Genomic DNA, 21,461 nt, shown 5'->3' with positions numbered 1-21,461 from the left:
GGTTCCGCGTCCGGCCCGCCTCAGCTCACAGCCGAGAGGCGTAGGAGAGCCAGTCGCGCAGCGAGGAGAAGTCGGCCGAGTCGACCAGCGCGTGCACCAACTCGTCCACCGGCACGGTCAGCCCGGCCCGGTCCCGCAGGATCACCCCGTCCAGCCAGTCCAGCGCGAACTGCGCGTGGCCCAGGTCGACCAGGCCGCACTGGAGCACCGCCCGCAGCCCGGCCGGCAGTTCCCCGTCGCCGGCCTCGTGCCCGCCGCCGCCCACCCCGGTCGGAGTCGGCAGCTGTAGCAGGTCCCTGGTCTTGGCGATCAGCGGATGGTCCGGCGCGGCGGCCGCGGCCCGGCGCAGCGCGGGTTCGGCCACCACCGCGGTGTAGCGCTCCCACCCGAGCGGGCGCCGCTCGACCGGTTCCGCGTAGACGAGGGGCACCACGGCGGACACGGCTCGGTCCATCGCCCCCGGCTCGTCCAGCAGATCGCAGGCGGGGCGCTCACTGAGCCGATCCGCCAGGCCCACCCCGACCCGGTCCCGCTCGCCGAGCTCGACCAGCGCCGAGACCAGCGCCGCGTTGAGCGAGTCCGGGGCGTACCCGGCCTCCCAGGCGGGCCGGGCCAGCCGGGTCAGCAGCCGGTCCCATCCCGCCGCGACCAGTCCCACCTGCTCGTGTGCGTAGACCCGGCCGGCCGGCTCGACGATCCGGGCCCGCTGCGAGGCCTGCGCAGCGATCAGCCGCTCCATGCCCTCGGCGCGGCCCCGGCACAGCTCGGCCACCTGCGCCACCATCCCGCGCGGCCACGGCGCGCAGCCGTGGTGCTCGGCCACGTCGAGGCGGCGTACCACCCGGCGCGCCCGCACCACGGCCGGATCGTGCGCGGCCTCGAGCCCGGCGATGACCGGGGCGAGCAGTCCGCGCAGCTCGCTCACCCGCAGCCACCACAGGAACGGGGTGCCGATGACCAGTACCGGACCGCCCACGCGGGGCTCGAGCCAGGCGTCGCAGTCGGGTGAGAGCTCCACCCCGCTCGGAGTCGGGACGCCGAGCGCGGAGGAGATCTGGCGCACGATCAGGTTCAGCTCGCTCTGTGCCCCGCCGTCCACCGGAAGGGTGCTCGAGGCCGGTGGCACTATCCGGTGGAAGCGCCACACCGGGGTTATCGCGCCGGCGGCCAGGACCAGGCAGACCGGCACCGCGGCGCTCGTCGGCAGCAGCAGTGCGGCGGCCAGCACGCAGCCCGCGGCCAGCACCGTCCAACCGGCGGTGGCCAGGGCCTCGATCCGCAGGATCGTCTTGGCCAGTCGCACCGGCTGGTCCATGGCGGCGGCCACCGGCGTTCACCTGCTCCCGAGTGCGTACAGCGCGGGCGGGGACGGATTTCGGTCCCTCCAGTTCCGGACTGTAGCGCCGGTGGGGGCGGCCCGGCACCCGGGATTGAGCCGGATGCGCTCGTATGAGTGACTGACTACTCGTACAACCGCCCGCCCGCACGTGAGAGGCCCGCGCGGCCCCGTCGGAGCCGGTCACGGGGGCGGCGCGCGCCGCCCTCGCCCGTACGCCCGGACTACGCCTGCGCCGCCGCCCGCACCGTGCCCGCGACCGCCGCACCTGCGATGTCGCCCCGGTGCTGGGCCCCGTCGAACTCGATCTCGGTCACGCCCGCGTACGCCATCTTCCGCGCGCTCTCCAGGTCGCGGCCGCGCCCGGTGACCGTCAGCACCCGGCCGCCCGCCGTCACCAGCTCGCCGTCCGGGTTGCGCGCGGTCCCGGCCTGGTAGACCCGCACCGAGCCGCCCGCACCGGACGAGAGCATCTCGGCCGCGCGCACGCCGCGGATCACGTCGCCGTTGCGCGAGCTCTCCGGGTATCCGGCCGAGGCCAGCACCACCGTGGCCGCCGCGCCCTCGTGCCAGCGCAGCGGCTCGAGCCGGTCGAGCACGCCCTCGGCCGCCGCCGCGAGCACCCCGGCCAGCGGCGTGCGCAGCAGCGGCAGCAGCACCTGCGTCTCCGGGTCGCCGAAGCGGGCGTTGAACTCCACCACCCGGGTGCCCCGGCTGGTCAGCGCCAGACCCGCGTAGAGCAGGCCGACGAAGGGGGTGCCGCGGCGGCGCAGCTCGTCCACCGTCGGCTGCAGCACCCGCTCGAGCACCTCGGCCACCAGGCCGGCCGGCGCCCACGGCAGCGGCGCGTACGCGCCCATGCCGCCGGTGTTCGGGCCCTGATCGCCGTCGCCGATCCGCTTGAAGTCCTGGGCCGGCAGCAGCGGGAGCACCGTGGTGCCGTCGGTGATCCCGAACAGCGAGACCTCGGGTCCGTCCAGGTAGGCCTCGATCACGACCCGGCCCCCGGTCCGCCCGAGGCAGGCGCGGGCGTGGGCCAGCGCGGCCTCGCGGTCCTGCGTGACCACCACGCCCTTGCCCGCGGCCAGCGCGTCGTCCTTGACCACGTACGGCGCGCCGAACGCGTCCAAGGCTCGCTCGGCCTCGGCCTCGGTCGCGCACACGAAGGACTCGGCCGTCGGCACCCCGGCCGCCGCCATGATCTCCTTCGAGAACGCCTTGGAGCCCTCCAGCGCCGCCGCCGCGCCGGACGGCCCGAAGCAGGCGATCCCGGCTTCGCGCACGGCGTCCGCCACCCCGGCCACCAGCGGGGCCTCCGGGCCGACCACGACCAGGTCGGCCGTGACCTCGCGGGCCAGCGCGGCCACCGCGGCCGGGTCGAGCGGGTCCACCTCGCGCAGTTCGGCCACCTCCGCGATACCGGGGTTGCCCGGGGCGCAGTAGAGCGCGGAGACCGACTCGTCCTTGCTGAGCGCGACACAGATGGCGTGCTCGCGGCCGCCGCCGCCGATGACCAGAATCTTCACGGGCACCGAGCCTATACGCTGATCCCATGGCCTCCGAAGCTGACCTGCGCCCCTTCGGCGCGGGCGGCACGCGCAGGCGCCGGCACGACCCGCGGATCCTGGCGGCCGTGGCCGCGGGCGGGTTCCTCGGCGGCGAGGCGCGCTACCTGCTCGGCCTGGCCTTCCCCACCAGCCGCGACACCTTCCCGGCCACGATCTTCGCGGTCAACGTCTCCGGCGCCTTCGTGCTGGCCCTGCTGCTCGCACTGATCCTGGAGGTCCGGCGGCCCAGTGCGTACGCCAGGCCGCTGTGGGGCACCGGCTTCTGCGGCGCTTACACCACCTTCTCCACCTGGATGGTGGACACCGACCGGCTGGTCTCGGCCGGACGCTACGGTCTGGCGGCGGCGAACCTGTTCGGGGCCTTGGCGGCGGGCCTGCTCGCGACGATGCTGGGGGTGAGCCTCGGACGATGGAGGACACTGCGATGAGACTGACCGGGCCCGCCCGCCGGCTGACGATCTTCATCGGCGAGAGCGACCAGTACCACCACCACCCGCTCTACACCGAGATCGTGCACCGCGCGCACCGGTCCGGGCTGGCCGGCGCCACCGTACTGCGCGGGATCGAGGGCTTCGGCGCGAGCAGCCACATCCACACCACCCGGCTGCTGAGCCTGTCCGAGGACCTGCCGATCGCGATCGTCATCGTCGACGCGCCCGAGCGGATCGACGCCTTCCTGCCGCAGCTCGACGAACTGGTGGCGGAGGGGCTGGTGATCCTCGACGACGTCGAGGTCATCCGGTACGTCGGACGAGAGGCCAGCTGACCGTGGGCCTGGCGCTGCTCGTGGGCCTGGCCGCGTCGGCCGGCGCACTCGCCCGGTACCTGCTGGACCAGGGCGTCTCCCTGCGCTTCGAGTCGGCGCTGCCGTGGGGCACCTTCGTCATCAACGTCTCCGGCTCCTTCGTCCTCGGCCTGCTCACCGGGCTCGCCGCGCACCAGGGCCTGCCCGCGCCGGTGCTGACCGTGCTGGGCACCGGAGTCTGCGGGGGCTACACGACCTTCTCCACGTTCTCCTACGAGACCGTGCGCCTGGCCGAGGACGGCTCGACGCTCGCCGCGGTCGGCAACGTCGCCGCGAGCCTGGCCGCCGGCCTGCTCGCCGCCGCGGCCGGCCTCGGCCTGGCGCTCGCGGTCTGAGGCGGCGGACGCAGATGTCTCAGATGCCGACGACGCCGTACCAGCGTGCGATCGCGTTCGTCGAGGCCAGGTCAGAAGGCACGGCCATCGACCCGGCCGTGCGCGTGACGCTCAACTTCCACCCGGACCGCGCCGCCCGCGGCATCCCCATCCTCGCCGCGCTGGCCGCGGACGGCGTCTACCGCTCGCAGTTCGCGACCGGGACGAGCAACGGCGGCCTGACCGCGTTCCCCGGCGGAGACCGGTGGCGCTGGGAGAGCCGGATCTTCGGCGGCGTCTACGACGAGGCCGATCCCGCGCACCGGCCGGTGTACGGCGGCCTGAACTTCCGCGCCAAGCCCTACGGCGCCGGCCCGCGCTTCGGCTCCGCGCATTTCCGGCTCACCGCCGAGGCCGCGGCCCGCGCCACGTTCTGCTACCCCGACAGCGCCGCCGAGCCCGAGCACTTCGGCACGGCCGCACGCATGAGCCTGATCGAGCGCGCGGCCGCCGACACCGGCCGGGACGCGCTGGACGACTACATCGAGGCGCACGTCCACGGCCCGGTCCGGCTCGAGCGCGACGTGGAGGCGATCGTCCTCGACCCCTGCTACGCCGGCACCGAGGTGCAGGCGCTGGCCGAGGCGCTGCCGTGCCCGGTCGAATGGCACGGCGGCTTCCGCCTCGAGGTCGCCGAACTCCAGCGCCACCCCGACTTCCGCGGCCCCGAGATCGTCGCGCTGGGCCGGCACATCGCCGTCGACAGCGTCCTCGACCCCGCGATCATCGGCGCCGCGGTCGCGACCGGACAGTACGATCCGCAGGCGCTGAAACGGATCTGGCACCACGTCGGGCGCTTCGGTGCCGCAGCGGATCCCGCTAGTCCCGCCGTTCCCAGTCCCAGAACGCCCGGCGCACCCGCAGCAGCCAGTCCTGCGCCGCGTCGTAGTCCGGCTCGTCCGCGAGCACCGTACGCGCACGGTTGAAGCGGTCTTCGGCCTCTGCCATGAACGGCACCGCACGCTGCGGATCCTCGGCCACGGCGGCGCCGAAGTCGAGGAGGCGCTGCGGGTCCTCCAGGCGGATGCGCACGGTCCCGGTCGTGTAGAGCTCGTATCCCTGCTCGACCAGGCGCATCAGGTGGCGGGCGTGCTTGGCGGTGCGCGCGGGCCGCGGCTGCACCCCGGCCTGCGCGAGCAGCTTCTTGAACTGCTGCGTCGCATAACCCAGATACGCCTCCTTCGCCCGGTGCGCGCACAGGAACCTCGCGCGCAGGGCGATCGCCTCGTCGCCCAGCGGCGTGCGCACCTCGTAGAGGTCCTCCGGCAGCCAGAGCAGCTCCATCGTGGTGGGGTTCCCGGCCAGGACCAGGCTCACGGCCTTGCCCGCCTCGTGCCAGGCGACGTCGGGGTTCCTGCCGACGATGCTCAGCCGCGGCTTGTCCAGGCCCACGAGTTCGATCGTGGGCAGCGCGAACATGCCGAGGCGGTCGACGTCGGAGTCCGGTCCGGCCAGTCCGTACGCCGTGGAGCCCACGATCCCGGAGAGCAGCACGTTCATGGCACCTCAGTGTTCGAGCCGGGGGGAGAAAAGTCCACCGGATATCGGGATCCAGCACCACCGACCGCGGCCCGCGCGGCCGCGACGCTGGGAGGCGAGCCCGGTCGACCGACCGGGCGCCGACCGACCGAACAGGTGGCCTCATGTCCGTTCCCGAATCCCGCCCGCCGTTGCGCCGAGGCCGCGCGGTGGGCACCTTCGCGGGCGCCTACGCCGCGGTGACCGTCGTGTGCCCCCTGTTCTACTGGGCGCTCGCGGAGTTGCTGCACAAGCCGCTCGTCAGCGGCAACCCGTTCCACGATCCCACCTACGTGCTCGCGCAGAAGTTCTACCCGCTGCTGAACCTGGCCGTCTGGAGCGCCTTCGCCCTGCTCTACCTGCGCCGCGGCGACCGGCGTCAGGCCTTCGCGCTCGGCCGGCTGTGGCTGTGCCTGGCGCTGCCGGTGGACTTCGTCGGCTTCGTGCTCATCCACAACCCGATGTCGCTGAGCCCGTACGACTTCTACGTCAGTCAGTTCCCGTGGATCTACCTCACCTACGCGGCCGTGTTCCTCGGCCCGCTCTGCGGCGCCAGGATCGCGAAAGTTTCGGATGAAGTCTGACTCTGATTCGACCAGCGTTCTTTGCAGCCACCTGCGATATTTCACTGCCGCGGGTGGCTGTAACCGTTGACACCCCGTCGTTTCGCGCCTAGTTTGGCCTCGCTCGACCGACAGATCTGTCGAAACTTTCGTTTTCACCTATCCGACTTCTGACCCGGATAGGGAAAGAGGAGGCAATACGCAATGAAGCGACGTGGTTTCCTCGCGCTGGGCGCCGGTGCGCTCGCCACCCCGATCCTCGCCCCGTCCGCCGCCCAGGCCGCCACCGGCAGCGCCGGCGCCGCAGCGAAGGCGAACTCGGCGGGCAGCGCGACCGCCGCCGCCGGCTCGATCCCCGCCGACTCCCTGCGCGCACTCGCCGCCAAGGTGGGTCTGCGCTTCGGCAGTGCCCTGATCCCGTCTGATCTCGACACTCCCGCCTACGCCCAGATCGCGGCTCAGCAGTTCTCCGTGGTCACCCCGGGCAACGAGATGAAGTGGCAGGTGGTCGAGCCCGAGCAAGGGGTCTACGACTGGTCCGGAGCGGACAACCTGGTGGCCTTCGCGCAGGCCAACGGCCAGCTCGTGCGCGGCCACACGCTCATGTGGCACAACCAGCTGCCGAACTGGCTCACCGACGGCGTGGCCAACGGCTCCATCAGCGCCACCGAGCTGGCCGGCCTGCTCAAGAATCACATCTACACCGAGGTCGGCCGCTACCGGGGCAAGATCTGGCAGTGGGACGTGGTCAACGAGGTATTCGCCAACTCCTGGGACACCCCCACGGCCAATGGTCTGGTCAGCACCGACTTCTGGATCCAGAACCTCGGCGAGGGCATCGTCTACGACGCCTTCCGCTGGGCCCACGAGGCCGACCCGCACGCGCTGCTGGTCATCAACGACTACAACATCACCGGCGAGGATGGCACGAACGCCAAGTTCGACGCGGTCCACGCCTGGGCGCAGAAGGCGCTCTCCCAGGGCGTTCCGGTGCACGCCATCGGAAGCCAGGCACACCTCGACACCCAGTACGGCTTCCCGACGTCCATGGCCGACGACCTCAGGGCGTACGCCGATCTGGGCCTGAAGACCGCCATCACCGAGGCCGACGTGCGCACCTTCGTGGACGGCCCCACGACCCAGGTGCCCACCGACCGCCTCGCCCCGTGGGCGCAGGCGAACTGGTGGGCGGGCATGCTCCAGGCCGCGCTGTCGTCGCCGGACTGCATCTCCTTCACCGTCTGGGGCTTCTGCGACGCGGACTCCTGGGTCCCTGGTACGTTCAGCGGCGAAGGCGCGGCGTGCCTGTACGACGTCAACCTCAACCCCAAGCCCGCCTACACCGACCTCCAGAGCAACCTGCAGCTCGCCGCCTTCGGCGCGCCGCGCCGCAACAGCGGAAACTGAGGGTCCTGATCCACCGGGGCACCCCCTGATCGAGACCGAGACAGCGAGCACGGCCCGGGTCGGAAACGGCCCGGGCCGGCTCAGCCACGCCGCCGTCGCGCTCGCCTCGCTGGCCCTCGTGGCCTTCGGATTCACCGCCGTCGAGACGCTGCCGGTGGGTGTGCTGCCGCTGCTCGAGGCGGGCCTGCACGTCTCGCCGGCCCGCGCCGGACTCCTCGTGACGGCCTACGGCACGACCGTGGTGCTGGCCACGATGCCGCTGACCCTGGTGGCCACGCGTCTGCCGCGGCGCCCGCTCATCCTCACCCTGCTGGCCATCCTGATCGTCTCCACCTTCGGCTCCGCGCTCGCCCCGGGCTACGCCGCGCTGTTCGGCGCCCGTGTGGTCACGGCGTTGGCGCAGGCGATGTTCTGGCCGGTCGTCGCGCCCCTCGCGGCGGGCCTTTTCCCGCTCGAGCGGCGCGGCCAGGCCACCGCCGTGGTCTTCACCGGCGGCTCCCTCGGCCCCATGCTGGGCGTGCCGCTCGGCACCTGGATCGGGCAGCAGGCCGGCTGGCGCTTCGCCTTCGCCACCATCGCGGGGCTCGAACTGATCGCGCTGGCCGCCGCGTTCTTCGCGGTCCCCGCCGCACCCGCGCACGCCGGACACAGCGAACGCGGCAGCCACCCGAGCCGCGCCCAGTACGTGCAGGTGCTCGTGATCACCGCGCTGACCACGGCCGGGCTCTACGCCGTGTTCACCTACACCGCCTCGTTCCTCACCGCCGTCGCCGCGCTCCCGGCCGCCGCGATCAGCCCGATCCTGATCGTCCGAGGCATCGGCGACCTCGGCGGCACCCTGGCCGGCGGCTACCTCAGCGACCGCCACGAGCGCCTCGGCGTCCTCGCGACGGTGACGCTGTTCCCGGTCAGCCTGGTCGGGCTCTACCTCTTCGGCGACCAGGCCGCGGCCGCCGTGGCGCTGCTCGTGCTGACCGGCGTGGCCATCGGCTCCTCGATCCCGGTGCTCAGCAACCGGGTCATGCGCATCGCGCCCGGCAGCATCGAGATCGCCGGGGCCGGCAACGCCGTCGCCTTCAACGTCGGCATCGGGCTCGGCTCCGCCCTCGGCGCCGCGACCGTCGCCCGTGCCGGGATCAGGGACACCGCCCTGACCGGAGCCGTGCTCGCCGCGCTCGGCCTGCTCGTCGCCGTGTTCTCGGTCGCCCGCTACGCGGTAGCCCGGGCGGACCAAAGCGGGCTCTGAGCCGGGCGTGTCAGCGGCGGCATTTTGTGACGTCCCGTCATGCTGACCTCGTGGTCGCCGCGCACACCGTCTTCGACCCGGTGCCCTCATGGACCCGGGAACCCACCGTCAACGTCCGCGCCGCCGCGCCGGACGCCTGGCCGGACGTCGCCGAGGGCGAGCCGCTCGGCGTTCCGGTCGGCCTGAGCAACGGAGCGGAGGCGGTTGACGGAGACGGGGACGGGGACGGCGACGCCGTCGCACGCGTGCCCGGACTCGGCCGGGACGCCCTAGCCGCCGCGGGCCTGACCGGCGCGCTCGGCCAGACGCTCTCCGCGGCGCTGCCCGGCTCCGGCATCGCGCGGGCCGTGTACTACGGCGTCGGCGAGGCGAAGCACCCGGCCGAACTGCGCGACGCGGCCGCCGCCTACGCCCTCGCGGTCAGGGGCGACTCCGCCGTCACCCTCGCCCTGCCGCGTTCCCCGCTGCCGCTCGAGACGGTCGCGCAGGTGGTGGTGGAAGGCGTGCTGCTGGCCCGTTACGGCTACGAGCCGCTCAAGACCCACTCCACACTCGTGCCCGTCGGGTTCCTGACGCTGCTCGTGCCCGAAGGCGAGGAGGCGGCCGCCGCGAGCGGAGCGGCCCGCGGACTGCTGCTCGCCCGCTGCACCATGCTCGCCCGGGACCTGGCCAACTGCCCGGCCAACAAACTCACCGCCTCGGCCATGGCCACCTGCGCCACCCGCCTCGCCGCGTCCACCGGGCTCGAAGCAGAGGTCTTCGACCAGGACCAGCTCAAGGCGCTCGGCTGCGGCGGGCTGCTCGGCGTCAACGCGGGCAGCGCCGAACCGGCCCGGATGATCAGGCTTCGTTATCGGCCTCCGGCCGGCGGCACGGAGGAGTCCGCCGACACCCGGCCCGGCCGGCTCGCCCTGATCGGCAAGGGCGTCATGTACGACTCCGGCGGCATCAGCCTCAAGCCCAGCGACGCCGTGCACGCGACCATGAAGAACGACATGTCCGGCGCGGCCGCGATCCTGGCCGCCATGGCGGTGCTGCGCGACCTCGGCTGCCGGAACGAGGTGACGGGCTATCTGATGTGCACGGACAACATGCCCTCGGGCACCGCGACCCGCCTCGGCGACGTGCTGACCATCTACGGCGGCGGCACCGTGGAGGTCCTCAACACCGACGCCGAGGGCCGCCTGGTCATGGCCGACGCCCTGGTCCTGGCCAGGGACGAACCGGTCGACGCGCTCGTCGACATCGCCACCCTGACCGGTGCCTGCCTGCGCGCCCTCGGCCCCCGGATCGCGGGCATGTTCGGCGACGACCGGCAGCTGCTCGACCTGATCAAGGGCGCCTCCGAACAGACCGACGAGCCGGTCTGGCAGCTGCCCCTGGCCGAGATCTACCGGCCCGAGCTGGATTCCGACATCGCCGACATCAAGAACATCGGCGGCCTGAACGGCGCCGCCATCCACGCCGCGCTCTTCCTGCGCCACTTCACCGGCGGCGTCCCGTGGGCGCACCTGGACATCGCGGGGCCCGCCCAGAACGACCGCGCCACCGCCTGGCGCCCCCGTGGCTGCACCGGCTTCGGCGCCCGGCTGCTCGCGCACCTCGCGCTGGGGTTCCCGTATCGTCCGGAGCATGAGGCGTGATCAAATCCTGGGAGCGTTCAGTACCGAAGCCGAGCGGTTGACGGCGGAGCTGGACAGGTCGGCCGGATCCTCGGCGGAGCGCTGGTCTCTTCCTACCGCCTGCACCCCCTGGACCGTCCGGGAACTGCTCGGCCACATCGCCGTCACCGTCACCTGGCTCCCCGGCATGCTCGCCGAGCAGGCCCCGGCGCACGCGACCGTGGGCGCGGCGGAGTACTACCGCCCCGACCCCCGTTTCTCGCCGGAGACGAACAACCGCCGCATCGAACTCGCCCGCGAGTACTCCGCCCAGGCCGAGAGCGGAGCGGGAGTGCTGGCTCTGTTCGCGCAGCAGTGGCGCCGCGTCGCCGACCTGTGCGCGGCCGAGCCGCAGGACCGCGTCGTGCGCACCCGCCACGGCGATCCCATGCTGCTCGACGACTTCCTCGTCACGCGCGTGGTGGAAGTGGGCGTACACGGCATGGATCTGGCCGCCGCGCTCGGCAGCGACCCCTGGCTGACGCACGAGGCGGCCGACGTGATCACGACACTGCTCGCCGGCGAGGACGCGGCGGCGCAGTTGGCCGCTCTGGCCTGGGAACCCGCGTTCTTCATCGCCAAGGTCACCGGCCGCATCCCGATGACCGAACAGGACCGGACCCAGCTCGAGCGCATCGGCATCCGTTGGCTGGCACTGGGATAGCGAGTGGGCCCGCACTCTGTACGAGTGCGGGCCCCGTCGTGCCTCTCGCGGTCAGCGACTGGCGTCCACGACCATGCGGGCGTACCCGACGATGTGGCTGCTCATCGTGAACACCGTGACCGCGGCCGGAGTGGAGGCCGGCAGGTCCAGGCTGGCGACGTCCAGCGCGTAGACGGTGATCGTGTAGTGGTGGGCGATGTCGCCGGCCGGCGGGCACGGTCCCAGGTATCCGGTGACCCCGGCGTCATCCGTCCCGACGACCGCGCCCGCGGGGGCCGTCGAGGTCAGCTGACTGCTGTGCGACGGGATGTCCCACTCCAGCCAGTGCCAGAACCCGCTGCCCGTCGGCGCGTCAGGGTCGTACATCGTCACCGCGAAGCTCTTCGCGTCGGCCGGAGCGCCGTGCCAGTCCAGGGTGAACTGCTGGTTCGCCCCCGAGCACCCGAACGCGTCGGCCCACGCGGAGGCCGGGAAAGCGCCGTCGCGGATCTGTGGACTGCTGACCGTGAAGTGCGTGGCGTCGTCGGGGATGCCGCTGCGGACGACGGTGTAGCCGTAACCGCCGTCATTGCTCGACGCCGCGGACTTGGCCGAGGCGGCCCGCGTACCCGGCCCGGCAGGCGCCGCACTGGCCGACGCCGTGACCGTCCCGACCGCCAGCGCGCTCCCGGCTCCGGCGATCAGCAGGGCACGCTTAGAGGAAGCGAAGGCGGACTTCTCGGACCTGGTGGACTTCTTCATGATTCACTCCGTGCGAGTTGCTGGGTTGGTGAGACAACCTTGGTGAGACAACCGTCGCGGAGTCGGTCCAGGCCAGGGAGATCGCGCGCACCCTGGTATGCCCAGTGCCACCCTCCGAGGTGGACGGGAAAGCGCAAGATCGCGCATGCTCGGGACATGACGGGGACCGGAGAGGAACAGGACCGGCGTGGCGAGTTGGGCCGCTTCCTGCGGGCGATGCGGGAGCGGCTGGCGCCCCAGGACGTCGGCCTGCCCGGCCGCGGCGTCCGTCGCACCCCCGGACTGCGTCGGCAGGAGGTCGCCGAACTCGCCTGCGTGAGCATCGACTGGTACATCCGCCTCGAGCAGGGCCGCGCCGGGACTCCGGGCGCCGCCGTGCTCGACGGCATCGCGCGTGCCCTGAGGCTGTCCCTTGCCGAACGCGAGCACCTGCACCTGCTGGCCAGGCGCGAGTATCCGCTGAAACGGCACGAAGCCGCCGTGGAACTGCCCAGGTCGCTCAGCCTGCTGCTACGCGGCATGCCGCTCATCCCGGCTTACGTCATCGACCGCCGCTTCCACATCGTCGCCCGCAACGACGCGGCCGCGGCACTGTTCGGCGAGGAGTTCGGCACCGAAACCTGGCCCAACGCGGCATCCGTGCTGTTCGACGACCCGCGGGTGCAGGCCATGCAACTCGACTGGGAGCGAGTGGCCCGGGAAACCGTCGGCAACCTCCGCGCCGACCTGGCCAGATTCCCCGATGACTCCGACCTCGTCGCCCTGGTCGCCGACCTCCGTACCCACGCCGCATTCCGTCGCTGGTGGGACGACCACACCGTCGAGGAGCGGGCTCACGGCGTCAAGCGCCTCGCCCACCCCGACGCCGGAAGGCTCACCGTCTACTACGACTACCTCTCCGCAGCCGAGCAAGGCCTGCGCCTCGTCACGCTGACCCCCGTCGACGACTCCACCGCCGACGCGATCAGGTCCCTGATCGCGCACCGCACCCGCCGCACCGCCGCCGACGGCGTCCGGGCCCTGGCAGCGGCCTGACGATCGTCAGCCGTGCTCGCGCGGCCGGTGCGTGCGGCCGAGAGTGAACGAGTAGAGCGCGGTGAGCAGCGCGAGCCCGGCCAGTACGAGGAATGCGTCCTGGTAGGCGCTCGTAGACGGCAACGTGGTGGCGGCCGCGGCTCGGTGCCCGGAATTCATGACGAGAGCGGCGGTCACCACGGTCGGCGCCAATGCGTTGCCGGTCTGTCGGACGACTGAGCCGAGGGTCGCGGCCTGCGCCGAGTCGGAACCGCGGTCGAGCGTGGTGATCGAGGCGAGGCCGACCGGTATGAAGAAGGCGCCCATCGTGACGCCGAGCAGGAGCATGTAGAAGCGAATCGTCCACAGCGGGGTGTGCAGGCCGCAGGTCGCGAGCAGGAGATTGACGGCGGTCACGCCGAGCAGCCCGGTGCCGACGATCGGTCCGGGCCCGACCCGCTGGTAGAGGACTCCGACCAGCTGCATCGTCAGCAGCACGCCGAAGGCCTCGGTGAAGGTCGTGCTGCCGGAGGTGAAGGCGTCGCGCCCCTGCGCCTGCTGCAGAAACAGCGGCACCAGGTACATCGCGCCCATCGTGGGGGTGAGCCCAACGAGATTGATCAGGCAGGCCTTGCGGAACAGCCGGTCGGTGAACAGCCGCAGCCGGAGCGCGGGCTGATCGGTGCGCAGCTGGTGGCATATGGCGACGCCGAGCAGCGCCGCGCCGACCACCAGCGAGACGAGAACGAGCGGCGTGGTCCACCCGCGATCCGGACCGGCACACACGCCGTACATCAGGGCACCCATGCCGGTGGCGCTGAGCAGCAGACCGGCCAGGTCCAGCCGCGTCGCCCGGTCCTCGCGGTGCTCGCTGAGGAAGAAACATCCGAACACGACGGCTGCGACACCGACGGGCACGTTCACGAAGAAGACCCAGCGCCAGCTGAACGCCACGATGAGCGAACCGCCGAGCAGCGGCGCGATCGCCGGGGCCAGCTGCTGCGGGATGATCATGTAGCGGGACAGCCGTATCTGCTCGTGCTGGCTGAAGGTCCGCAGCATCAGCCCCTGCGAGACGGGTGTCAGCGCCCCGGCCGCCAGTCCTTGCAGAGCACGGAAAAGAACCAGTTCCGGCAGGTTCTGCGCGGCGCCGCACAGCCCGGAGGCGAGGGTGAACACGCTCAGCCCGAGCAGCAGCACCCGTCGCCCGTCGTGGCGTTCGAGCAGCCAGGCGGAGGCGGGGATCACCATGCCGAGGCAGACCGGATAGACCACGACGACACTGTCCAGGCCCGCGGGCGAGAGGTGGAACTGACGCGCGAGCGCCGGAAGCGCCACAGTGGTGATCCCACCGTCCACAATCACCATGAACACGGTGAAGACCGCCATGATCGGGACCACGACCCGCTGGTTGCGCAGCGGGCTCGGCGTACGGAGTGGCGGTGTGCGCAGTGGCAAGGTGGACTGGACGGACATAGTTACTGAGTATACTCACTATGAGCGAGCTCAGAAATTGATCGAGGGAGCGGCGCGGGATGGCACGTCAACGTCAGGGGAGTCATGGGAGCAGCGACGCCCTGGTGGACGAACTCTTCGACACCACGGTGATGTTGCGTTCCTTCGCGGAGAGCAGGCTGCGCCCGATGGGCGCGTCGGTGGCCCGGCTTCGCGCGCTGCGCATGTTGGCCCGCGAGGGCGAGCCGCTGCGCATGCGCGACCTGAGCGAGATGCTGGGCATCGCGGCGCGCACGACCACGACGATCGTCGACAGCCTGGAACAGGACGGCCTGGTGGAGCGCGTACGGCACCTCGACGACCGCCGGGCGTTCCTGCTCACGCTGACCGAGACCGGGCGCGCACGCTATGAAGAGGCGGAGGCGATCGACACCCAAGCCCTCGCCGAGGCCACGGGCATGCTCAGCGCGCAAGAGCGCGAGCAGTTGCGCGCACTGCTGGGGAAGGTCCGCGACGCGGTCGCACAGGTGTAGCGGTTTGCAGCCCTCGAACAGCCCGGCCCCGCACGGACGAACCGTGCGGGGCCGGGCTGTTCGAGAGTGCCTGGTGTCGGGCGAGTCAGTCGCCGTAGTAGCCGAAGACGTCCACGATCGTCTCGGTGTTGCCGAGGCTGGCGTTGTGGACGGCGAACCTGCCGTAGGTGGGGTCGAGGCCCACGGTGATCGCGTTCTGCGTCTGCTGGCCGGTGAGGAAGTTGAGCACCGACGCGTTGGGGGCGGTGGTGACGTTGGCGGGGAACACGGTGATGAAGCCGTTCGCCGTCGGCGAGACCACGGTCAGGTTGGCGGCGACGGCCCTCGCACCCGTCGGAACCGCCGGAGCGCCGGTGCAGGAGGGATTGGGCGGGCAGACCCCGCCGATCCCCACGTCGAACGTCTCGTTGATCGAGAGCCCGGCCCCGGGTCGCGTGTCGAGATACCGGGCGGGATCCACCGGGACGAAAGCGCTGCCGGTGCCGGTCGTGAAGAAGCCGTCGAGGTCGACGACGACTTCCGCCTGCCCCTTGCCCGAGTTGGTGACGTCGACGTAGTCGTCCGCGCCTACTGCCACGACCGCCTCATTGGGCACGGTCTGTCCGGCCAGGTAGTTCACGTTCGAGGTGGTCGGGGCCGCTCCGCCGTCCGGCGACACGGTGATGAAGCCGTTGCCGGTCGCATCGACCACGGTCAGATTCAGCATCGCGGCGGAGATGCCGGGGTACGAGCTGAGGTCGACCTTGACGGTGTGGCCTGCGGGAATGGCCGCGGTCGTGCGGGTGTCGAGTAGGCGGATCGGGGTGATGGTCTGGTAGCCGGAGCTGCCGTTCGCCCAGTAGTAGCCCTGGAGGTCGGCGATGAAGTGCGTCGTCCCGGAGCTCGCGTTGGCCAGGTCCACGTACCCGTCGGCGCCGACCGCCACGATCACGGTGTTGGCCACGTTCTGGCCGGCCTTGAAGTCGACGTTCGAGACGTCCGGCTCGGACTGACCGTCCGGGTAGGCCGTGATGACGCCGAGCTTGGTGGCCTCGGTGGCCGTGACGTTGAGCGCGACGGCGCTGACCCCGGTCGGCGGAAGGCCGTCGACCCCTGCGATCTTCAGCCTGACGATTCCGCCCGGAGCGACGGGTCCCGCCGCGGCGACGCCGGTGCCGTTGCGGGTGTCGAGGATCCGGGCCGGGGTGACCGGGGTGTAGGAGGAACCCGCGGTGGTGAAGACGTGGGTCACCGACTGCTGTATTTCGCCGGAGTCCCGCACCGTCGTGATGACCGGGTAGGTGCCGGCCTTGGCGTACGTGTGAGTGGCGGCGCAGGTGCTGCCGGACGTGATGACCGGCGTGCTTCCGTCCCCGAAGTCGAAGGAGCAGAGCGCGAGGTTCCAGCTGTCCGTGGTCTGCGAGGCGTCGACCGCGACCCCCAGCGCTCCGCTGGCGGTCACGGCGGCGACAGGCGTCAGCGGCGAGGAGTCGGCGACGACCGAGACGGTGAACTTCTTGGTGCTGACATTCCCGTCGCTGGAGATGACGGCGAGCTGCGCCTGGTAGCTGCCGGTGCTCGTGTAGGCGTACACCGTGTTGCAGTTTCCTGAGCTGTCAGGCGTGACCGAGACCGGTGCGCTTCCGTCCCCGAAGGTGTACGCGCAGGTGAAGGAGTTGCCCCAGCCGTCCGAGACCTGAGTCTCATACATACCGGGCTTGCCGGCGGGCGCCTGGGTCGGCAGGTTCACCGCCGCGATGGTGACGGGGTCGACCTCCTCGATCGCTCCGCGGTCGTAGTAGCTGAAGGTGCCCGCTCCGGTGTTCGCGACGTCGGGATCGTCGACGCGGGCATTGCCGTAGAGGTCCGTGGACAGCTCACCGGGCGCGTCGGAGTTCGCGCTGTCGATGACCGGGGCGCCGCTGACGTCGTGCGCGCCCTGGCCGGTCGCCGCCTCGAAGGCGGCCGCCGTCGTGTAGTAGTGGCCGTCCCAGGAGTAGACGTTGGGGTAACTCGAGCCCTCGTTCTCCGACACGTTGTAGTCGGCGCTCGTTCCCGTGACAGAGGCCGCGTCAACCTGCAGCTGCGCCTCGGCGGCGGCCGTGCTGCCACAGACCGAAGGGTTCACGGACATGCCCTCCACGACGTTGTTCTCGACCGAGGCCGAGGTCGAGCCGTTCGTGACGTCGATCCCGGTGCCGCAGTACTGGTTGAGCGTGTTGGCAGTGACATCTGACGAGGTCGTGCCGTTCAGCGCGACGCTCGGGCCGTTGCTGTTGACGATCACGTCGGTCGTGATGACGTCGCCCGACCCGCCCTGAGTGCCGACGCCGCCGCCCTTGGTCGTGCCGTCGAGTTCGTCCCGGCTCACCGTGGCAGAGGACGAACCCGCGCCGATCGAGACGACGGGAGCCGTATCACTGCCCGCCTGCTGGACGAAGTCGCTGTCCACCACATCGCCCGTACCGTTGGTCACGGCGACACCGCTGTGGTTCCCCGTCTGGAAGATGCGCAGGCCCCGGACGGCGACGTAGGACGCGCCGGTCAAGGTCACCGCGGACGACGTGCTCGCGCGCACGACCGCCCACGGCTCCGGCGCAAAGCCCGACCCGCCGCTGCCCTCGATCGTGATCGGCGCGGCGGCCGTGCCCGAAGCGGTCACCGTGAAAGACGCATACGTGCCCGGGCTCACGACGACCGTGTCCCCCGGCTCGGTCGCCGCATCCACCGCGGCCTGGATGGTGCAGTACGGCGTCACCGCGCTGTAGGTCGTCGTGTCCGAGCAGCTCACGCTGGAACCGTTGTCGACGTAGAAGCTGCTTGCCGCATCAGCCTGCGCGAGCGCGACCGGCCCGAAGGCCGACCCCGCACAGACCACGGCTGCGGTGGTGACCGCCACGCGGCGTCGGCATCTGAGCATCGCGTTCCCTCCCCAAGAACGAGTCCGCCCATCGGGCCGGCTGGCCGGAGAGCAACGATCAACGCTAGTGCCGGCGAGAATGCCGCACCATCGATCAGGCGTCACAGTTGTGGAACGGCCACCTCGCCGGTGCCGCGCAGACGCCGATTATCTATGGCAGTGCACTGTCGGAGCGGGGTACATTGCCGAAGAACCTACGGCTGTGCGCATCAGAGCCTTGGCTGGAAAGGTTCCTGTAGTCGGTGGGGGTTCTTGGTGCGCAAGCGCCACATCGCTGTCCTGGTCGCGCTCTGCGCGGCCGTCGCCGGTCCGGTCCCGTCTCCCGCGTACGCGTCCTCGACGCCGACGACCTACTTCGTCGACAACAGCGATCCCTCGGCGTGCTCCGATACCGGGCCGGGTTCGCAGATCGAGCCGTTCTGCACGGTTCAGACCGCGGCCGACGCCGCGTCGGTGCCCGGGGACACGGTGGAGGTCATGCCGGGCAGCTACCTCGAGCAGGTCGACATCTCCGCGTCCGGCACGCCGAGCGCGCCGATCACCTTCGAGACCGGAGCGTCGATCGGCCGCCTGCGGGGCGCGGTGATCACGTCGGGGTCGGACTGGCACAGCGGCTTCGTGCTCTCCGGTGCCTCGAACATCGTGATCGACGGCTTCACGGTCGCGGAAGTCCGCAGCGGGATCGTCATCGACGACTCCTCCGACGTGACGGTCGACAGAGTGATCGCCGGCAGCGGCAGTGCCGACAACGCACCGATCCAGGTCAACGGGACGTCGTCACATGTCACGTTGAGCCGGGACGAGGCGGAAGGCGGCTGGCACACTCCCGGGATCGCCATCGACGCGAGCGGGTCCGGCGATGTCGTGACGAGCGACTTCGTGAGCTCCGAGACCGGCGACGGAGGCGGAATCTCGGTCATGGGCTCGAGCGGTGCCGTGATCACCGGCAACACCGTCGTCGAGCAGTGCGCGCCCGGCATCTCCATCGGCGATGACGCGAACGGCACCGCGTCCGGCGCCACCATCGAGAACAACGTGGTCGGCCCGAACATGTCCGGGTGCACCTCACCCGGCGCGGGCATCGTCGTGGGTTCCACGGCGGACACGGCAGGCGCCGTACTCGACTACAACGACGTCTATCCCGGAACAGGGGTCGACGCTTATACGTGGGCCGGCGCGAACTACGCCACCGCGGCCGCACTCAACGCGGCCACCGGCCAGGGTGCGGCCGATCTGAACGCGGACCCCGAGTTGGAACCGGGCGCGGGGCAGATCATGAGCCCGACCTCGCCGCTGATCAGCTCCGCGAACTCGGATGCCCCGGGCGAACTGCCCACCGACGCGTCCGGCGCACCGAGGACCTGCGCTCCAGGCGTGACGGAGTCGGGAGTCGGCCACTCCGCCTGCTACGACCGCGGCGCCTACCAGTATCTGGACACCGTCACCCTCAGCGGGGGCAGCGAGCCGACGACCCCCGTGCCCATCGGCACCTCACTCACGGCGAACGCCGGAACCGCGTCGAGCTCCTGGGGCTCCGCGACCTTCGACTACGCGTTCGACTTCGGTGACGGGACGGTCGTGGACGGTGCCGCCCCGACTGCCATCCACACCTACACCAAGCCCGGCACCTATACCCTCACCGAGAAGGTGACCAGCAGCTTCGGTGGAAGCAGCAGCAGCCGCGCCCGGTTCGTCATCAGCCCCGACGTGCCCTTCACCTATCAACTCTCGACATCCGCGAGCGGCACCCAGGCAATCTCCGCGGTAGCCACGATCACGAGTGCCTGGCAACTGACGGATGCGACCATCGCCTTCGGCGACGGGTACTCGGCGCCCGCCGCCAACGGAGCGGTCGTCCACACGTACGCGAAGCCGGGGACCTACCCGGTGACCCTCACGGTCGACAACGTCAACGGCGACCACGGCTCGGTCACCCAGCAGTTCACCACCCAGGGCAGCGCCTACACGCCGGTCGGGCCGGTCCGGCTGCTCGACACCCGCCACGGCACCGGAGCGCCTGAGGTGAAAGTCGCCGTGAACCACTCCGTCGCGCTGAAGATCGCGGGCAACGGATCGATCCCCTCGGACGCCACCGCCGTGGCTCTGAACGTCACGGTCACCGACACGGCGGGCAACGGATACATCAGCGTCACTCCCTCCGGCGCGAGCGCGTCGGTCTCCAACCTCAACTACCTGGCCGGTCAGACCGTGACGAACTATGTGATCGTCCCGGTCGGCTCGGACGGGCAGATCGAGCTGCACGACGCCGGACCCGCCGGCGGCAGTGTCGACCTGATCGCGGATGTCTCCGGGTACTTCACGCACACCGCGGGCGACGACTACAGCCCCGTGGGACCCGCGCGTGTGCTCGACACTCGGCACAACGTCGGTGTGCCGACCGGCAAGGTCGCGCCGGATCACGGCATCTCGGTCGGCGCGCTCGGGATCCCGGCGGGGGCCATCGCCGTCGCGGTGCACGTCACGGTCACCGACACCACCGGCAACGGCTGGATCGCGGCCGAACCCGACGGCGCCGGCACCCCGACCACCTCGATCCTGAACTACCTCAAGGGCCAGACCGTCTCCAACACGGTCATCGTCCCCGTGGCCGCCGACGGCAAGATCGAGCTCTATAACGGTGGCGGCACCGGCTCCGTCGACCTCATCGGCGACGTGGCCGGATACTTCTCCGCCGGCTCGACCGAGGCCTACATGCCGGTGGCCCCGTATCGCAGCTGGGACTCGCGGAAGAACGGCACGGCGTTGACGGCCGGCGGCGACACCTCGTACGACCTCGCCGTGGATCAGGACACGAGCGGCGTGCAGCAGTTCCCGGACAGCGCGACGCTGATCACGAACATCACCGTCACCGACGTCACCGCCAACGGCTACCTCATCGCCTACGGCGCGTCCTCGGTGCGGCCCGGCGTCTCCAACCTCAACTACCTCGAAGGCCAGACCGTCGCGGGCATGAGCCTGCTGGCCACCAGCGGGCCGGCACAGCAGATCGACATCCGCAACCAGTCCTCCGGAACCGGAGACGTGATCCTGGACGTGTTCGGCTACTTCGCGAGTTGAGTCCGGTGGGAACCGGAGATGCCGGCCGGCCGGTCGGCATCAACGCGGCTGCTTCCCATTCCAAGCAGCCGCTCCACAGGCTGTGTACAACGCGCTCGACTCCGTCACGTCGGTCGGAACCGGCCCCGCCCCTGATGAACGGCCCGGGCCGCAAGCTTGGATTCGGCCTGGTCAGAGGGCCGCCGGCGGGATAAATCAGGGCTCTGGCTAGCCGATTTGACTCCGCTCGGCCGGAGGCCTAATGTTCACCGAGTCGCCTGAAACCCCCTGAAGCCCGGAAACGGGTCAAGCGGTGTGTGGCGTCACCGCGCTGGTAGGGCGCGGGGCGGGACCGGTGAGAATCGGGCCGCTGAGACTCTGCTAAAGTAGAGATCACCGCAAGGGAAACGCCGAGAAAAACAAAAGATCTCGGAGAATTACCTGGTGTGTGGCTGTTTCTTGAGAACTCAATAGCGTGTCATATTGAATCGTTGATGCCAATTGTTTGATTGGCTATTATCCCGACCCCCGTCGGGATGTTTAGCCAGGTCATTGAATTCTTTTTGGAGAGTTTGATCCTGGCTCAGGACGAACGCTGGCGGCGTGCTTAACACATGCAA

The 21,461-nt window shown here is 70.8% G+C and carries 18 protein-coding genes and 1 rRNA gene; 13 read left to right on the top strand and 6 right to left on the bottom strand.

Annotated features, from left to right (window positions below; all coding sequences use genetic code 11):
• Nucleotides 1-25: 25 nt before the first annotated feature.
• Entirely contained in the window at nt 26-1,327 is a 1,302-nt protein-coding gene (locus KDL01_RS08755; protein ID WP_212527873.1) for a hypothetical protein, read from the bottom strand.
• A 233-nt stretch (nt 1,328-1,560) separates the two neighbouring features.
• Nucleotides 1,561-2,862 carry a phosphoribosylamine--glycine ligase gene (purD, locus tag KDL01_RS08750; protein ID WP_212527872.1) on the bottom strand — a complete coding sequence of 434 codons (1,302 nt, stop codon included), beginning with the start codon at nt 2,860-2,862 and terminating at the stop codon, nt 1,561-1,563.
• Nucleotides 2,863-2,888: 26 nt separating this feature from the next.
• On the opposite strand from purD, the gene KDL01_RS08745 reads away from it, so the two are divergent.
• From KDL01_RS08745 to KDL01_RS08730, 4 genes are read left to right on the top strand one after another with little or no spacing between them, the layout of a single operon-like run.
• On the top strand, nt 2,889-3,332 hold the full coding sequence (locus tag KDL01_RS08745) for a fluoride efflux transporter FluC (protein WP_212527871.1): 444 nt from the start codon (nt 2,889-2,891) through the stop codon (nt 3,330-3,332).
• Nucleotides 3,329-3,670, top strand: a complete 342-nt coding sequence (locus tag KDL01_RS08740; protein ID WP_212527870.1) for a DUF190 domain-containing protein — start codon at nt 3,329-3,331, stop codon at nt 3,668-3,670. The genes KDL01_RS08745 and KDL01_RS08740 overlap by 4 nt, the downstream gene beginning before the upstream one ends.
• Before the next feature lie 2 nt (nt 3,671-3,672).
• Complete coding sequence (crcB, locus tag KDL01_RS08735; protein WP_307846188.1) at nt 3,673-4,044, top strand: fluoride efflux transporter CrcB; 372 nt, start codon at nt 3,673-3,675, stop codon at nt 4,042-4,044.
• Nucleotides 4,045-4,067: 23 nt separating this feature from the next.
• On the top strand, nt 4,068-5,009 hold the full coding sequence (locus tag KDL01_RS08730) for a DUF3626 domain-containing protein (protein ID WP_212527869.1): 942 nt from the start codon (nt 4,068-4,070) through the stop codon (nt 5,007-5,009).
• Here KDL01_RS08730 and KDL01_RS08725 read toward each other — a convergent pair.
• Nucleotides 4,903-5,583, bottom strand: coding sequence for a nucleotidyltransferase domain-containing protein (locus KDL01_RS08725; RefSeq protein WP_212527868.1), 681 nt, complete (start codon nt 5,581-5,583; stop codon nt 4,903-4,905). The genes KDL01_RS08730 and KDL01_RS08725 overlap by 107 nt on opposite strands.
• A 143-nt stretch (nt 5,584-5,726) precedes the next feature.
• Between KDL01_RS08725 and KDL01_RS08720 the strand changes: the two genes are divergently transcribed.
• The 5 genes from KDL01_RS08720 to KDL01_RS08700 all read left to right on the top strand — a co-directional run bounded on the left by KDL01_RS08720 (nt 5,727) and on the right by KDL01_RS08700 (nt 11,142).
• On the top strand, nt 5,727-6,185 hold the full coding sequence (locus tag KDL01_RS08720) for a hypothetical protein (protein ID WP_212527867.1): 459 nt from the start codon (nt 5,727-5,729) through the stop codon (nt 6,183-6,185).
• 183 nt (nt 6,186-6,368) lie between these two features.
• A complete protein-coding gene (locus KDL01_RS08715) occupies nt 6,369-7,571 on the top strand; it encodes an endo-1,4-beta-xylanase (protein ID WP_212527866.1) in 1,203 nt (400 codons plus the stop codon).
• 118 nt (nt 7,572-7,689) lie between these two features.
• Entirely contained in the window at nt 7,690-8,817 is a 1,128-nt protein-coding gene (locus KDL01_RS08710) for an MFS transporter (protein ID WP_212527865.1), read from the top strand.
• 50 nt (nt 8,818-8,867) lie between these two features.
• Nucleotides 8,868-10,460, top strand: a complete 1,593-nt coding sequence (locus KDL01_RS08705) for a leucyl aminopeptidase family protein (protein ID WP_212527864.1) — start codon at nt 8,868-8,870, stop codon at nt 10,458-10,460.
• A complete protein-coding gene (locus tag KDL01_RS08700) occupies nt 10,450-11,142 on the top strand; it encodes a maleylpyruvate isomerase N-terminal domain-containing protein (RefSeq protein ID WP_212527863.1) in 693 nt (230 codons plus the stop codon). Before KDL01_RS08705 ends, KDL01_RS08700 begins: the two co-directional genes overlap by 11 nt.
• 51 nt (nt 11,143-11,193) lie before the next feature.
• Here KDL01_RS08700 and KDL01_RS08695 read toward each other — a convergent pair whose 3' ends face one another.
• Complete coding sequence (locus KDL01_RS08695) at nt 11,194-11,883, bottom strand: YbhB/YbcL family Raf kinase inhibitor-like protein (RefSeq protein ID WP_212527862.1); 690 nt, start codon at nt 11,881-11,883, stop codon at nt 11,194-11,196.
• Between the two features lie 156 nt (nt 11,884-12,039).
• On the opposite strand from KDL01_RS08695, the gene KDL01_RS08690 reads away from it, so the two are divergent.
• Nucleotides 12,040-12,918, top strand: a complete 879-nt coding sequence (locus tag KDL01_RS08690; RefSeq protein WP_212527861.1) for a helix-turn-helix transcriptional regulator — start codon at nt 12,040-12,042, stop codon at nt 12,916-12,918.
• 6 nt (nt 12,919-12,924) lie between these two features.
• Here KDL01_RS08690 and KDL01_RS08685 read toward each other — a convergent pair whose 3' ends face one another.
• Nucleotides 12,925-14,373 carry a DHA2 family efflux MFS transporter permease subunit gene (locus KDL01_RS08685; RefSeq protein WP_212527860.1) on the bottom strand — a complete coding sequence of 483 codons (1,449 nt, stop codon included), beginning with the start codon at nt 14,371-14,373 and terminating at the stop codon, nt 12,925-12,927.
• Nucleotides 14,374-14,432: 59 nt separating this feature from the next.
• Here KDL01_RS08685 and KDL01_RS08680 point away from each other — a divergent pair, with 59 nt between their 5' ends.
• Nucleotides 14,433-14,885, top strand: coding sequence for a MarR family winged helix-turn-helix transcriptional regulator (locus tag KDL01_RS08680; RefSeq protein WP_212527859.1), 453 nt, complete (start codon nt 14,433-14,435; stop codon nt 14,883-14,885).
• A gap of 85 nt (nt 14,886-14,970) precedes the next feature.
• Here KDL01_RS08680 and KDL01_RS08675 read toward each other — a convergent pair whose 3' ends face one another.
• The gene (locus tag KDL01_RS08675) at nt 14,971-17,784 is read right to left on the bottom strand and encodes a PKD domain-containing protein (RefSeq protein WP_212527858.1); all 2,814 of its coding nucleotides are present in this window, start codon (nt 17,782-17,784) and stop codon (nt 14,971-14,973) included.
• 255 nt (nt 17,785-18,039) lie between these two features.
• On the opposite strand from KDL01_RS08675, the gene KDL01_RS08670 reads away from it, so the two are divergent.
• Together KDL01_RS08670 and KDL01_RS08665 are read left to right on the top strand one after the other, a co-directional pair.
• Nucleotides 18,040-20,862: a PKD domain-containing protein gene (locus KDL01_RS08670; RefSeq protein ID WP_307846193.1), complete on the top strand. Its 2,823-nt coding sequence runs from the start codon at nt 18,040-18,042 to the stop codon at nt 20,860-20,862.
• A 539-nt stretch (nt 20,863-21,401) separates the two neighbouring features.
• Nucleotides 21,402-21,461, top strand: a 16S ribosomal RNA gene (locus KDL01_RS08665); the annotation flags it as partial.

Source organism: Actinospica durhamensis (assembly GCF_018139695.1).
Lineage (GTDB): Bacteria > Actinomycetota > Actinomycetes > Streptomycetales > Catenulisporaceae > Actinospica > Actinospica durhamensis.
The sequence above is the reverse complement of the archived record's forward strand: the minus strand, read 5'-3'. Positions and strand labels throughout refer to the sequence as shown.

What these genes read in the sequence shown, in the direction of transcription:
- KDL01_RS08745 (WP_212527871.1), top strand. Translation starts at nt 2,889, where the DNA reads ATGGCCTCCGAAGCTGACCTGCGCCCCTTCGGCGCGGGCGGCACGCGC.
- KDL01_RS08740 (WP_212527870.1), top strand. Translation starts at nt 3,329, where the DNA reads ATGAGACTGACCGGGCCCGCCCGCCGGCTGACGATCTTCATCGGCGAG.
- KDL01_RS08730 (WP_212527869.1), top strand. Translation starts at nt 4,068, where the DNA reads ATGCCGACGACGCCGTACCAGCGTGCGATCGCGTTCGTCGAGGCCAGG.
- KDL01_RS08725 (WP_212527868.1), bottom strand. Translation starts at nt 5,583, where the DNA reads ATGAACGTGCTGCTCTCCGGGATCGTGGGCTCCACGGCGTACGGACTG.
- KDL01_RS08720 (WP_212527867.1), top strand. Translation starts at nt 5,727, where the DNA reads ATGTCCGTTCCCGAATCCCGCCCGCCGTTGCGCCGAGGCCGCGCGGTG.
- KDL01_RS08715 (WP_212527866.1), top strand. Translation starts at nt 6,369, where the DNA reads ATGAAGCGACGTGGTTTCCTCGCGCTGGGCGCCGGTGCGCTCGCCACC.
- KDL01_RS08700 (WP_212527863.1), top strand. Translation starts at nt 10,450, where the DNA reads ATGAGGCGTGATCAAATCCTGGGAGCGTTCAGTACCGAAGCCGAGCGG.
- KDL01_RS08695 (WP_212527862.1), bottom strand. Translation starts at nt 11,883, where the DNA reads ATGAAGAAGTCCACCAGGTCCGAGAAGTCCGCCTTCGCTTCCTCTAAG.
- KDL01_RS08690 (WP_212527861.1), top strand. Translation starts at nt 12,040, where the DNA reads ATGACGGGGACCGGAGAGGAACAGGACCGGCGTGGCGAGTTGGGCCGC.
- KDL01_RS08685 (WP_212527860.1), bottom strand. Translation starts at nt 14,373, where the DNA reads ATGTCCGTCCAGTCCACCTTGCCACTGCGCACACCGCCACTCCGTACG.
- KDL01_RS08680 (WP_212527859.1), top strand. Translation starts at nt 14,433, where the DNA reads ATGGCACGTCAACGTCAGGGGAGTCATGGGAGCAGCGACGCCCTGGTG.
- KDL01_RS08675 (WP_212527858.1), bottom strand. Translation starts at nt 17,784, where the DNA reads ATGCTCAGATGCCGACGCCGCGTGGCGGTCACCACCGCAGCCGTGGTC.